Origin of the sequence: Pseudomonas sp. LAMO17WK12:I10 (assembly GCF_900215185.1) — a bacterium.
Classification (GTDB): Bacteria; Pseudomonadota; Gammaproteobacteria; order Pseudomonadales; family Pseudomonadaceae; genus Aquipseudomonas; species Aquipseudomonas chlororaphis.
Genome location: NZ_OBDX01000012.1, coordinates 57,661 through 71,151 on the forward strand (window position 1 = coordinate 57,661; position 13,491 = coordinate 71,151).

Genomic DNA, 13,491 nt, shown 5'->3' on the forward strand with positions numbered 1-13,491 from the left:
TATATATCGCCTTGCAGAAACCGTCGGTCGGCCGCTGGTGAAAGCCATCGACCGGCGGCATCTGCAGGGGCGACAGGCGGTCAGTAAGCGGTCCTGCCCGTGTGGTTGTTCAGCGAGATGACCTTGGTCTTGCCGATGCGGTGGCGGTAGATCTCGCGCAGGTACTTGATGGCCTTCTTCACGCAATCGCGGGACAGGCGGATGTCGTTGATCGAGACGAACTTGTCCTTGTCGTTGATCAGCTCGCGGTACTTCTTCTCGTACATCGGCTTGATCGCGTACCAGTTGGTATCGAGTATCTTCGCCGGGTTCTCGAACTCGTTGAGCAACTCGTCGATGCGGCTTTCATCGAATGCCTCGCTGACGATGAAGTCGAGGATCGAGTTGTCCAGGGTCTCGTCGAAGCGGTACGGGTTGCGGGCGAAGCAACGCTTGATAAAGGCCACGATTAGCGTCAGGAAGTCGTCCGACAGGCACGGGCTCTTGGCGATCAGGGTGGTCAGCGAGAGGTTGGCCGAGGCGCCGATCACCAGGGCGTAACGCTTGAGGGTGGTATTGGGGAACAGGCTGTTGAGGTGGGTCTTGAGCCGGTTCAGGTCCATGTACGACAGCTTGTAGTCCTTGGGCAGGGAGACGATCGACACCACCGACGAGCAGTTCTTGAAGAAGTGCAGGTCGTGCAGGGCGGCGGCGTCGTAACCGGAAGCTTTGTATTGCTCCAGCGCCGCGCGATAACGCTTGGACTCGATCGGCAGCAGGCTGATGCCTTCGATGGCCTGGGTCACCTTGTTGAAGTGCGGCAGGTCGATGGAGCGGAAGAACAGGTCGTCGATGTTCAGGCGCTGCGGCTCTTTCTCGAACACCTTGAACTTGTCGCCGCTCGGCACCGGGGTTTCCGGGACCACGGACTCGGCGTAGGCGATCGCCACCGGGCCGGCCAGGCTCATGAACAGGTCGTTGGCATCCAGGCGGATGGTCTCGCCGATGTCGATGCCGGCGCGGCGGAAGTAGTTCTGGTCGTAGTCGGTGGTCACCGCCTGGGCGGTGAGGATGTTGAAGATCTGCTGGGAGATGTACTGGTTGGCGTGCTTCTCCATGGCGTTGACATCGATGTTCTGGATGTTGCCGTCATCGCTCTCTTCGGCATAACGCATGATGTCGTTAGAGATCAGCATCATCGCGTTCCATGGGCGGATGCGCCCCATGACGCTGGCTTCGCTGCTGTCTTCGTTATCGAAGTTGTAGGAGAAGTCCCATTCTTCCGACAGGTATTTGCACAGCAAGCGTCCGGCGTTGATGTGCAACGCTTCGGACATTTCGCTGCGGTGATCGGAGATGTTCGGCAGTACGCAGATACCGCTGGTGAAGATCGGCTCGAAGACGAAGGAGTGGCCGCTCTTGCTGTCGTGCTCGTCGATCGGCTTGGTGTCGAACGTCTTGTTCATGTACGAGTACTGCTGGGCCAGGCCGAACTCCGAGGCCATGCCCGAACCGGTACCGCCGCCGGCGCTGAAGATTGAGAAGTACAGGCGCGACTGGTTGGCCTTGATGCCGCAGGAGTCGATCAGGTACGAGTGGATCATTTTCCAGTCGGGGCTGGAGAAACGCTGCGTGTCCTTGTTGAGGATGATCTTGGCCAGGTACTGGCCGAGGATCGGCGCGTTGCCGGCGCCGCCGGCATGGACTTCCGAGAGGTCCATGATCTTCATTTTGCTGTAGTCGCGGATGAAGCCGCTTTTTTCGCCCTTGCGCGAGAAGCGGATGCGCCCGGCGATGTCCTTGTCCAGGTCGCCCAGCATCACCAGCGGCTCGACCAGGAACACCGGCTTGCTGGCCTTGCTCTGGCCCAGGCGCAGGTTGTGGCGGATCCACTGGGCGGGGCTGTAGCCCTTGTCGGCATAGGCCTTGTCGTCGGTGTTGAATTCGTTGAGGTAGAACTTGCGGGCGTTGTACACCAGCTCCGCCACATCCAGGGCGATGTTCGATCCGCAGCGGCCCAGGCCGATCAGGCAGACCGAGGGAAACTCCTGCTCGCGGCGCGCCTCGAGTTCGTCTTCCAGGTGCGGCGCGCGGGGAAATACCGAGTCGCGCAGGCCGTCGAGGTTGTCGAGGATGCGGTCGGTGTTGGTTTCGGTGAAGTAGAGGTACTGCTGGGGCGCCTGCGGGCGCGAGCTGGACAATGGCTTCGAATCTGAAAAGCTCTGGCTGCCCGGGGTCAGCGTCAGTTCGGATACTGCGTTGGCAGAATTGTTTTTAGAAGTCATTGTGCGCCGTGTGTCTGGACTGGTCGGCTCGGTGACGAGATGTCAAAGAGCCATCAAGTGGGATCTCGCGACTTTACAGCGCGATATTGGCCCCAGCGATAGGGATAAGTCTGATGACCGCTAGGGGGAATCCTTTCCTGAGCTCAGATAAATCGGCCAGTTTTTGGTGATCTTTAATCAAAAGGAGGCAAGATGATGGCAACGTTACCCACCCTCGGGTTCGCCGGTATTGGCCTGATGGGCTTGCCCATGTGTCGCCGTCTGCTGGCGGCGGGTTATCCCCTGGTGGTGTGGAACCGCAACCGGGAAAAATGCGCACCGCTGCTGGAGGCGGGCGCGCAACTGGCCGAGACTCCGGCCCAGCTGTGCGAGTCCGCGGACCTGGTGCTGCTGTGCCTGGCCAATACCGAGGTGGTGCGCGAGGTGGTGTTCGGTGCCGAGGGCATCGCCCAGGGAGCCCGGGCCGACCAACTGCTGGTGGACCTTTCCAGCCTGGAGCCGACCGCCACCCGGGAAATGGCCGCGCAACTGGCCAGCAGCACCGGCATGGGCTGGGTCGATGCCCCGGTGTCCGGCGGCACGCCCGGTGCCGAGACCGGCAGCCTGGCAATCATGGTCGGCGGCGAGGCGGCGGATATCGAACGGGTGCGCCCGGTCCTGTTCAATCTGGGGCAACGGGTGACTCATATGGGCGGCGTCGGCGCCGGCCAGGTGACCAAGGCCTGCAACCAGATGATCGTTGCCTGCAATGCCCTGGTGATCGCCGAAGTGGTGGCGCTGGCCGAGCGTTCCGGGGTCGATGCGTCATTGCTGGCCGAGGCGCTGGCCGGTGGTTTCGCCGATTCCAGGCCGTTGCAGATTCTCGCCCCGCAGATGGCCGAAAGCCGCTTCGAACCGATCAAATGGCATGTGCGCACCCTGCTCAAGGATCTGGACGGGGCGGTGAAGTTCTCCCGCGAGCAGGGCTCGGCCACGCCGATCAGCGGATTGGCTGCACAACTGATGCGCCTGCATGGCGGCCAGGGCTATCTGGAGCAGGATCCCGCGACCCTGATCCGCCTGTATCGCGAACCGACGTCAGAGGGCTGACCGCGGCGACGGCGGGCAGCATGCGCTGCTCGATCTCGTCGATCACCCCGGGCAACTCTTCCAGGGGCAGCGCCCGGCTGAGCAGGTAACCCTGGATGAAGTCGCAGCCGTATTGGGCGAGGAACTCGTACTGCTGCATGCTCTCGACGCCTTCGGTCACCACCTGCAGGTGCAGGGTATGGGCCATGACGATGATCGCCTGGACGATTTCCTTGTCCTGGGTCGACTGGGGCACGTCCTGGATGAACGAGCGGTCGATCTTCAGGGTGTTGAGCGGCAGGCGCTTGAGGTAGGCGAGGGACGAATAACCGGTGCCGAAGTCGTCGATCGACAGTGACACCCCGAGATTGCGGATCTGCCGCAACAAGGCCACGGTGCTGTCGATGTTACCCATCAGGGCGTTTTCCGTAACTTCCAGTTCCAGGCGCTGGGGCGCGACACCGGCGTTGCTCAGGGTGTTGGCGATCTCCTCGGCCAACTCCTCCCGCGCCAGGTTCAGGGCCGAGCAGTTCACCGCGATTTTCAGCTCGGCAAAGCCATGGCGGGACAGGGCGGCCAGGTCCTCGCAGGCCTTGCGCAGGACCCAGTTGTCCAGTTCGGCAATCAGCCCGTTGGCTTCGGCGATCCCGATGAAACGATCCGGGGCCAGCAGCCCGTGCAACGGATGCCGCCAGCGCACCAGCGCTTCGAGCTTGCTGACCTTGCGGCTGCCCAGGTCGTAGATGGGTTGGTAATACAGGGTCAATCCGGCTTCGTGGCGCAGGGCGTTGCGCAATTCTTCCTCCAGTTGCAGTTCCAGGCTCGCCCGGGTCTTCAGGTTGGTGCTGAAGAAGTGCAGGCTGTTGCGACCGCTGCCCTTGGATTGATAGAGCGCCAGGTCGGCATGCTTGAGCAGTTCTTCGCAGGTTGTGCCATCGTCGGGAAAGACGCTGATGCCGATGCTGGTGGTCATCACCATGCGCCTTCCTGCCAGCTCGATGGGCTCCTTCATCTTGTTCATGATGCGTTGCGCCATGTGCTGGGCTTCGTCGCGGTGGCTCAAGCTCATGAGGATGCAGAACTCGTCTCCACCGAAACGCGCCACCACGTCTTCATGGCTGCGGGTGGAGCTTTTGATGTGGCCGGCAATCACCTTCAACAGTTCGTCGCCGGCATCGTGGCCGAGGCTGTCGTTGATCCGCTTGAAGTGATCGATGTCGAGGAACATCACCGCCAGCATGCCGCCCTGCACGGTCTTTTCGATGAGCTTTTCGGCGAACAACTGATTGAAGCCACGACGATTGATCAGGTTGGTCAGGGCGTCGTAATGCGCCACCTGTTGCAGCGCCACCCGGGCCTGGTCCAGTTGGCTCAGCAGGGTGTTGACCCGGCGCAGGTCCTGTTCCTTGTGCTGGAGTTTCTTGTCCGCCAGGGCCGCGCTGATGCTGCTGCCGATGATCAGCAGGGCGATGACGGCGATGGTCAGGCCCAGTTGCAAGGGGTTGTCATCCACCACTATCGAAGGCGTGCCTGCCACTGGCATCACCAGTTTCAGCGCCCACATGCCGGTGAAATGCATGGCGACTATGCCGCCCCCCAGCAGCAGGCTGGCCGCGTATTTGAGTAACTGGTGGAACACGCCGCTGCCATTGCTCAGGTAGCGGGACAGCAGCAAGGCGACCAGGCTCGCGCTGATGGCGATGGCAATCGACAGGCCGAGGAGATCGGGTTGGTAGTAGGCCGTGGCTTGTGAGCGCATCGCCGCCATGCCGACATAATGCATGACGCAGATGCCCAGGCCGATCCAGATCGATGCCAGGAGGTAGCGCCACAGTTGCAGCTGGGTATGGCTGAGGGTCTTCATCGCCAGCCAGGATGCAATCACCGCGATCAGCAGCGATAGCAGGGTCATCGGCAGGTCGTAATGGGTTTCGATGGGGATTTGCAGTGCCAGCATGCCAATGAAATGCATGGCCCAGATGCCGCCGGCCAGGCAGAAGGCGCCGATCCAGCGCCAGCGTTGCTGGGCGGCTGCCAGGTCGACGTGGCGCACCCGTTCGGCCATGTCCAGGGTGGCGAAGCTGCCAGCGCAGGCCACCAGATAGGCGAGGATCACCAGCACGGGGTTGTGGCTGCAGGTGAGTAATACCTGCCCGCCTTCGGGGAGCTCGGTAAAAAAATGCAGACCAAGCCATTCCATCGCAGGCCCCGTTTCTTGAGTCATCCAGGGCCAGCCCTGATGGCTGACCAATGGGAGTGAGTATAGGAAGCCGAGGCAAGGCCGGGAGCGATGGTGGCAGATTGACTTAAATGATTTTGGAATTCACTCCATAGCCAATCGAGCTAAGCGCTCTGTTCGAAATACAGCGTCGGCTCCAGGGGCGCGAGCCCGAATGCCGCGCGCGCGGCGTCGCAATCGACGTTCTGTTGGCCATTTTCCCAGGACGCCTCGAACTCGCGGCAGGTGCTGGAACGCTGGTGGTAGATCGAACAGCTGACTTCCTTGCCGACCTCGCCGGTCAGCGCGGTGCAGCGGGTCGGCTTGCAATCGGTACCGAGCATGGCGACCCGGCTGGGGCTGATGGACGCCACCAGATCGTCGGGGACCGTACCGCCGGAAGAGGCGCATTCACCCCAGAAAAAAGACACACGAAAGTGTGAACAGCAGGCACCGCAATTCAGACACGGACTGGCTTCGGACATGGGCGTATTCAAAGGGGAGGAGGTTGATGAGGGGGGCAGCAAGGCCGCTATTCTAGGCTTCGCAACGGCCTTGGGAAGGGGGCGCGCGAGGTATTTTTCAGGCCCTGCGCAAGCCCTTGAAAAATCGGGCTTTAGCCCCGGTATCCGGGGGGCTTGCGGCGGTTTCTGCGGGGGCGCAGGCGTTGTTCGGGCGGCCGCCGAGCGCGGTCGACGACCTGTGCTTCGGATTGCCTGATATCAGCCTTACGAATCATTACAGACAAGCGCGGCGGGGCTGACTAGATTGCAACTTCCAGGCTCGGTTGCGTCTGGCCGAATAACAATAAAGAGACCGACCCATGCAGAACTCGACCCAAGCGGCGAATGCCTGGCGCATTCTGTTCCTGTTGTTCCTGGCTAACCTGTTCAACTTCTTCGATCGCACCATTCCGGCCATCATCATCGAGCCGATCCGCATGGAGTGGCACCTGAGCGACTTCCAGATCGGCATCATCGGCACCGCTTTCACCATCGTCTACGCCATTGCCGGCCTGCCCCTGGGGCGCATGGCCGATACCGGCTCGCGCAGCAAGCTCATGGGCTGGGGCCTGGCGGTGTGGAGCGGGCTGACCGCGGTCAATGGCCTGGTGGGCAGTTTCTGGAGTTTCCTCGTGGTGCGCATGGGTGTCGGCATCGGCGAGGCCAGCTATGCGCCGGCGGCCAACTCGCTGATCGGCGACCTGTTCCCGGCCCACCGCCGGTCCCGGGCCATGGGCATCTTCATGCTCGGCCTGCCCCTGGGCCTGTTGTTGGCGTTCTTCACCATCGGCGCCATGGTCAAGGCCTTCGACAGCTGGCGCGCGCCGTTCTTTATCGCCGCGGTGCCGGGGCTGTTGCTGGCGGTGTTCATGTTCTTCATCAAGGAGCCCAAGCGTGGGGCGGCGGAAGCCGTCAAGGTCTCCCAGGAACGCGTCGACCGGCCGATCCGCCGGGTGCTGGCGATTCCGACCTTTCTCTGGCTGGTGCTGGCCGGGCTGAGCTTCAACTTCGCCTCCTACGCCTGCAACTCGTTCCTGGTGCCGATGCTGCAGCGTTACTTCCTGATGCCCTTGCAGGAAGCCGCGGTGGCGACCGGGGTGATAGTCGGGATGACCGGCCTGTTCGGCCTGACCCTGGGCGGCTGGGTCGCCGACAAGATTCACCTGCGTGTCGCCAATGGCCGGTTGCTGTTCGCCGCCTTCAGCATGTTGATCTCGACCCTGTGCACCGCCTGGGCCCTGCATGCCGGGCGCATCGAGATCGGGGTATTCGTCGCGGTGTTCAGTGTCGGCTGGCTGTTCACCTACAACTACTATACCTGCGTTTACACGGCGATTCAGGATGTGGTCGAACCACGTCTGCGGGCCACGGCCATGGCGCTGTTCTTCGCCGGCCTGTATCTGCTGGGCGGAGGCCTGGGGCCGGTGGTGGTGGGGGCGCTGTCCGATCACTTCGCCCATGCGGCGATGTACGCCGCCGGAGCCGAGCAGATGACCGAGGCGTTCAAGGCGGTCGGCCTGCATGACGCCATGTACCTGATCCCGGTGGCGTTGCTGTTGACCATGCTGTTCCTGTTCCTGGCCTCGCGCTGCTTCGTGCGCGATGCGCAGCGGATGAAGGACGGGTTGGTACCGGGCGAGCCGGCGGGGGCGGCGGTGACCGCCTGATCGCCCAGGCTCCGACAGAAGTAGATAAAAAAAGGCCCGCAGTGTGCGGGCCTTTTCATTTACCGGCAGAGCAGGGGGATCAGCCCGCCACCAGCACCCGGATCGCCTCCAGGCGCAGCGCGGCTTTCTCAAGCATGGCCAGGCCTTGTTCGCGTTGTTGGCGCAGGGCTACCAGCTCGCTGTCGCGCACGGTTGGGTTGACCGCCTGCAACGCGGTCAGGCGCGCCAGCTCTTCGTCGGTGTCGGCGGCCAGGCGACGTTGCGCCTCGGCCACGCGCTCGGCGTGACGCGGGGCGATCTTCGCTTCGCCGGCGTTGATCTTCGGCGTCAGCTGGTCGCGCTGGGCCTGGATGAACTTGTTGGCGCTGGCCCGTGGCACGCTTTCCAGTTGGTCGTTGAGGGTCTCGAAGGCGACGCGTGCCGACAGGTCGTTGCCGTTGGCGTCCAGCAGGCAGCGCAGGGCGGCCGGTGGCAGGTAGCGGCCCAGCTGCAGCGAGCGCGGTGCCACCACTTCACTGACATACAGCAGTTCCAGCAACACGGTGCCGGGTTTCAGCGCCTTGTTCTTGATCAGCGCCACGGCGGTGTTGCCCATGGAGCCGGACAGCACCAGGTCCATGCCGCCTTGCACCATCGGGTGTTCCCAGGTGATGAACTGCATGTCTTCGCGAGACAGCGCCTGGTTGCGGTCGTAGGTGATGGTCACGCCTTCGTCGTCGCCCAGCGGGAAGCTGGCGTCGAGCATTTTTTCGCTCGGCTTGAGGATCAGCGCGTTGTCCGAATGGTCTTCGCTGTCGATGCCGAAGGCGTCGAACAGGGTTTCCATGTAGATCGGCAGGGCGAATTGGTCGTCCTGCTCGAGGATCGCTTCCACCAGTGCATCGCCTTCGCCGGCGCCGCCGGAGTTGAGTTCCAGCAGACGGTCGCGGCCGGTGTGCAGCTCGGCTTCCAGGCGCTCGCGCTCGGTGCGCGCCTCGTCGATCAGCGCTTGCCACTCGCCGTCGTCGGCTTCTTCCAGCAGCGGCAGCAGGCGCGGGCCGAACTGATGCTGCAGGGCGTTGCCGGTCGGGCAGGTATTGAGGAAGGCGTTCAGCGCTTCGTGGTACCACTGGAACAGGCGCTCTTGCGGGCTGGTTTCCAGGTACGGCACATGCAGCTCGATCACGTGTTTCTGGCCGATCCGGTCGAGACGGCCGATCCGCTGCTCCAGCAGGTCCGGGTGCGACGGCAGATCGAACAGCACCAGATGGTGGGCGAACTGGAAGTTGCGACCTTCACTGCCGATTTCCGAGCAGATCAGCACCTGGGCGCCGAACTCTTCGTCGGCGAAGTAGGCGGCGGCGCGGTCGCGCTCGAGGATGTTCATGCCTTCGTGGAATACCGTGGCCGGGATACCGGAGCGCACGCGCAGGGCGTCTTCCAGGTCCATGGCGGTTTCGGCGTGGGCGCAGATCACCAGGACCTTGGTGCGCTTGAGCATTTTCAGCTGGTCGATCAGCCACTCGACGCGTGGGTCGAACTTCCACCAGCGTTCTTCTTCGCTGGCGTCCGGCTGGGCCTGGAAGCTGACTTCCGGGTACAGCTCGGCGTGCTCGCCCAGCGGCAGTTCCAGGTACTCGTCCGGGCATGGCAGCGGGTACGGGTGCAGCTTGCGCTCAGGGAAGCCTTGCACCGCGGCGCGGGTGTTGCGGAACAGCACGCGGCCGGTGCCGTGGCGGTCCAGCAACTCGCGCACCAGGCGCGCGCTGGCTTCAGTGTCGCCGTCGTTGACGGCGGCGAGCAGGGCTTCGCCTTCGTTGCCGAGGAAACTGTGGATGGTCTTGTGCGCTTCTGGCGACAGGCGCCCTTTATCCAGCAACTCCTGCACGGCTTCGGCCACCGGGCGATAGTTTTCGCTCTCGGCACGGAAGGCGGCCAGGTCGTGGAAGCGGTTCGGGTCGAGCAGGCGCAGACGGGCGAAGTGGCTGTCCTGGCCCAGTTGTTCCGGGGTGGCGGTGAGCAGCAGGACACCGGGGATCACCTCGGCCAGCTGTTCCACCAGCGCGTATTCCGGGCTGACCTGATCTTCGTGCCACACCAGGTGGTGGGCCTCGTCGACCACCATCAGGTCCCAGCCGGCGGCGAACAGCGCGTCCTGGGCCTTCTCGTCGCCCACCAGCCATTCCAGGGCCACCAGGGCGAGCTGGGTGTCTTCGAAGGGGTTGGCGGCATCGCTTTCGATAAAACGCTCTTCGTCGAACAGCGCGACCTGCAGGTTGAAGCGCCGGCGCATTTCCACCAGCCACTGGTGCTGCAGGTTCTCCGGGACCAGGATCAGCACGCGGCTGGCGCGGCCCGACAGCAGCTGGCGATGGATCACCAGGCCGGCTTCGATGGTCTTGCCCAGGCCCACTTCGTCCGCCAGCAGAACCCGCGGCGCGATACGGTCGGCGACTTCACGGGCAATGTGCAGCTGGTGGGCGATAGGCTGGGCGCGTACGCCACCCAGGCCCCACAGCGACGATTGCAGCTGGCGGCTGGTGTGTTCCAGGGTGTGGTAGCGCAGGGAGAACCAGGCCAGCGGGTCGATCTGCCCGGCGAACAGACGGTCGCTGGCCAGGCGGAACTGGATGAAGTTCGAGAGTTGGGTTTCCGGCAGGGTGACGACTTCGTTCTGCCCGTTGAGGCCGTGGTAGACCAGCAGGCCGTCGACGTCGTCGACTTCGCGCACGGTCATTTTCCAGCCTTCGAAGTGGGTGATGGTGTCACCCGGGGAAAACCTCACGCGAGTGAGGGGCGCATTCCGTAGCGCATACTGGCGAGTGTCGCCAGTGGCCGGATAGAGCACGGTCAGCAAGCGGCCGTCCTGTGCCAGAACGGTGCCTAGACCTAGCTCGGCTTCGCTGTCACTAATCCAGCGTTGCCCCGGTTGATACTGCTGCGCCATGCTGCCTGACTCCCGCCTTGAAAAAGCCGACTATGTTAACGGATCGGCGGCCTCAGGCCAAAGAACTCTAACAAAAACAACTACGCTGGAAGGTAGCGTATCGGGCGCATTTGTCGGGGCTCGGGGCACTATCGGGTGACGACTGGGTCACAAGTTTGCGACCGATGGCTCAAGTCGCCCCCGCAGCAGCCGATAGCCTGCCGACAGGAGACCAATAATATGCTGCCCCCGATGCTGCCCTTGAGTGCCGTGCCCGTGACCTCCCAGCAGGATCCGATCCGGCCGCGCCCGGATATCCCGCCGGTGGTACCGGTGCAACAGAGTTCCAACGAAAGCACCATCGACCTGCACAAGCGCGATGCCGAACAGTCGGCGCTGCTGCTGCGCGAAGAACAGCAGCGCCAGCAGCAAAGGCACAAACGCCAGCGCGAAGCCGAGGCTGCGGACGATCCCGAACTGCACCTGGCCGTGCCTGGGGACGAGTTGAATGCCGACAACACCGTGCCGGTGGCGCCGCTGATCGAGGACGCGCCACGCCAGGGGCTGTGGGTCGACGTCGAGGTCTAGATGCTGTTCCTTGATGCCTGCGACAGTGGCGGGCAAGGGATCACAGGGTGCACTTCGCGCGATGCTGGTCAAACGGCGGACCCCCTTTAATTGCGCTCAATATCCTCCGATCACTGGTCAGGCGCCGCGTCACGCCGCATTATTGGCAAACCCGCAAGGGCCGCAGCCGCGCTATCGCTATATAGAGGCTCCGGTCGACATAGACCTGAACGATGCAAGCCAACGCCATGAGCCAAGACGACAACCTGATCGACCTGAACGCCGAACGTGCCAAGCGTGTGCATGACTTGAAGGAAAAGCGCCTGAACGAAGTGCGCCAGGCATTCGAGCAGGCAATGCCTTTGGGCAAGCCGAAGAAGAAACCGAAAAAGCCGAAAAAGCGCTGAACCGGGCGCGATCTGTTGATGTAAGTCAGTTATTTCCCCTCCCTGTCGTCCTGTCTGGGTCGACCATTGACCCCGGTCAATTTTCCCCGCCGCCTCTTTGGTTAACTTAGCCCCATCGCAACAGGGCAAGAGCAGGAGGCCAGTCATGTTTTTCGACAATGTGGTGATCGCCGGAGTGCTGACTGTCGGCCTCATGGTTCTGTTTTTCGCCGGGTTTGGATTTTTCATCTGGAAAGATGCGCATAAACGCAAAAAACCTTAAGTCTTTCCGGTAACGAGCACGCAAGGCATTTTGGGCAACTTCGGTTGCCCTTTTTTTTTGCCTGTGTGTTTTGTGGCAAAGCCATCATTTATTTCAGGCACAAAAAAAGGTGCGACCCGAGGGGCGCACCTTTTTTGTCGCGGACTGAACGAATCAGGTCCCGAGGGCTTTCGAGGCCAGCCAGAACAGACCGGCCGAGAGCGCCACGGTTGCCGGCAGGGTCAGCACCCAGGCCAGCAGGATGGTGCGTACGGTGCCGCTTTGCAGGCCGCTTTTGTTGGCGACCATGGTCCCCGCCACGCCCGAAGACAGCACGTGGGTGGTCGATACCGGCAGGCTGAAGATATTGGCCATGCCGATCAGGCCGGCGGCGGTGATCTGCGCCGACATGCCCTGGGCATAGGTCATGCCTTGCTTGCCGATTTTCTCGCCGATGGTCTGTACCACGCGTTTCCAACCGATCATGGTCCCCAGGCCAAGGGCCAGGGCCACGGCCAGGATCACCCAGAAGGGCGCGTATTCGGTGGTGGCGGTCAGGTCTTTGCGCAACTTGTCCAGGTCGGCCTTTTCACGGGCTGCGAGGTGCGGCAGCTTGCCGACTTTCTTCGCGGTGTCATCCAGGCAGAGCAGGTAGCGACGCACTTCGATACGGCTTTCGGCCGGCAGCGAGTGATAGTCGGCGACACCCTTGAGGGTGCCCAGCAGCGCGGCGATGGTCGGTTCGGTCTGCTGCGGGTTGCAGCGGAATTTGCCTGGCAGGTCGTCTTTCACGCTTTTGCCCAAGGCCAGGAACTCGCCCAGGGAGTCCTCGTTACGCTGGTAGAACTGGCTCAGGTGCAGGGTGGCGTCGCGGGTACGTTCGATCTGGTAGGTGGTGCTGTTCAGGTCGAGCACGAACTGCGCGGGCACGATACCGATCAGTACCAGCATGATCAGGCCGATGCCTTTCTGGCCGTCGTTGGAGCCGTGCACGAAGCTCACGGCCATGGCCGAGATCACCAGCACCAGGCGATTCCAGAAGGGCGGGTGTTTCTTGTCGTCGACCTTGCGGCGTTGTTCCGGGGTCTTGTGCATCTTCGAGATCGGGCGCCACCACTTCAGGCCGATCAGCACGAGAGCGGCAATCAGGAAGCCGGCCATGGGCGAGAACACCAGGGAAGCACCGATGTCGATCGCCTTCTGCCAGTTCACGCCATCGCCCAGCGGGATGTCGTTGAGCAGGGCATTGGCCAGGCCGACACCGAGGATCGAACCGATCAGGGTGTGGGAGCTGGAGGCGGGAATACCGAAGTACCAGGTGCCCAGGTTCCAGGTGATGGCCGCGGCCAGCAACGAGAAGACCATGGCCAGGCCGTGGCCGGTGTTGACATTGATCAGCAGCTCGACCGGCAGCAGATGGACGATGGCATAGGCCACGCCGACACCGCCCAGCAGCACGCCGAGGAAATTGAATACACCGGAAAAGAATACGGCCAGGTGCGGCGGCATGGCTTTGGTGTAGATAACAGTGGCAACCGCATTTGCGGTGTCATGAAAGCCGTTGATGAACTCGTAGGCGAGGACAAAAGCCAGGGCGAGCAAGAGGCTCACAAGCACCCAAGCATCCAGTCCGCTGAATAAATCGATCATG

General features: G+C 62.5%; 10 protein-coding genes. 5 read left to right on the forward strand and 5 right to left on the reverse strand.

Annotation, left to right across the window (positions count from 1 at the left end; translation table 11 throughout):
• Nucleotides 1-80 precede the first annotated feature (80 nt).
• The gene (locus CRO75_RS14880) at nucleotides 81-2,264 is read right to left on the reverse strand and encodes a hypothetical protein (protein ID WP_007926612.1); all 2,184 of its coding nucleotides are present in this window, start codon (nucleotides 2,262-2,264) and stop codon (nucleotides 81-83) included.
• A 192-nt stretch (nucleotides 2,265-2,456) separates the two neighbouring features.
• Between CRO75_RS14880 and CRO75_RS14885 the strand changes: the two genes are divergently transcribed.
• On the forward strand, nucleotides 2,457-3,353 hold the full coding sequence (locus tag CRO75_RS14885; protein ID WP_097136464.1) for an NAD(P)-dependent oxidoreductase: 897 nt from the start codon (nucleotides 2,457-2,459) through the stop codon (nucleotides 3,351-3,353).
• On the opposite strand, the gene CRO75_RS14890 is transcribed toward CRO75_RS14885, so the two are convergent.
• Nucleotides 3,244-5,532, reverse strand: coding sequence for a bifunctional diguanylate cyclase/phosphodiesterase (locus CRO75_RS14890; protein WP_097136466.1), 2,289 nt, complete (start codon nucleotides 5,530-5,532; stop codon nucleotides 3,244-3,246). The two genes, CRO75_RS14885 and CRO75_RS14890, sit on opposite strands and share 110 nt — an antisense overlap.
• Before the next feature lie 143 nt (nucleotides 5,533-5,675).
• Nucleotides 5,676-6,035, reverse strand: coding sequence for a YkgJ family cysteine cluster protein (locus tag CRO75_RS14895; RefSeq protein ID WP_007926609.1), 360 nt, complete (start codon nucleotides 6,033-6,035; stop codon nucleotides 5,676-5,678).
• A 338-nt stretch (nucleotides 6,036-6,373) separates the two neighbouring features.
• Between CRO75_RS14895 and CRO75_RS14900 the strand changes: the two genes are divergently transcribed.
• Complete coding sequence (locus CRO75_RS14900) at nucleotides 6,374-7,720, forward strand: MFS transporter (protein WP_097136468.1); 1,347 nt, start codon at nucleotides 6,374-6,376, stop codon at nucleotides 7,718-7,720.
• A gap of 79 nt (nucleotides 7,721-7,799) precedes the next feature.
• On the opposite strand, the gene rapA is transcribed toward CRO75_RS14900, so the two are convergent.
• Nucleotides 7,800-10,646 (reverse strand): RNA polymerase-associated protein RapA, encoded by a 2,847-nt coding sequence (gene rapA, locus CRO75_RS14905; RefSeq protein ID WP_097136470.1) that lies wholly within the window; start codon nucleotides 10,644-10,646, stop codon nucleotides 7,800-7,802.
• Between the two features lie 219 nt (nucleotides 10,647-10,865).
• Here rapA and CRO75_RS14910 point away from each other — a divergent pair, with 219 nt between their 5' ends.
• From CRO75_RS14910 to ccoM, 3 genes are all read left to right on the forward strand, one after another.
• On the forward strand, nucleotides 10,866-11,213 hold the full coding sequence (locus tag CRO75_RS14910; RefSeq protein WP_007926605.1) for a hypothetical protein: 348 nt from the start codon (nucleotides 10,866-10,868) through the stop codon (nucleotides 11,211-11,213).
• 227 nt (nucleotides 11,214-11,440) lie between these two features.
• A complete protein-coding gene (locus CRO75_RS33010; protein ID WP_023968072.1) occupies nucleotides 11,441-11,599 on the forward strand; it encodes a hypothetical protein in 159 nt (52 codons plus the stop codon).
• 145 nt (nucleotides 11,600-11,744) lie between these two features.
• On the forward strand, nucleotides 11,745-11,861 hold the full coding sequence (gene ccoM / locus CRO75_RS33610; protein WP_007926603.1) for a cytochrome c oxidase subunit CcoM: 117 nt from the start codon (nucleotides 11,745-11,747) through the stop codon (nucleotides 11,859-11,861).
• Between the two features lie 153 nt (nucleotides 11,862-12,014).
• Here ccoM and CRO75_RS14920 read toward each other — a convergent pair whose 3' ends face one another.
• Entirely contained in the window at nucleotides 12,015-13,490 is a 1,476-nt protein-coding gene (locus CRO75_RS14920) for an inorganic phosphate transporter (RefSeq protein WP_009042494.1), read from the reverse strand.
• Nucleotide 13,491 lies beyond the last annotated feature (1 nt).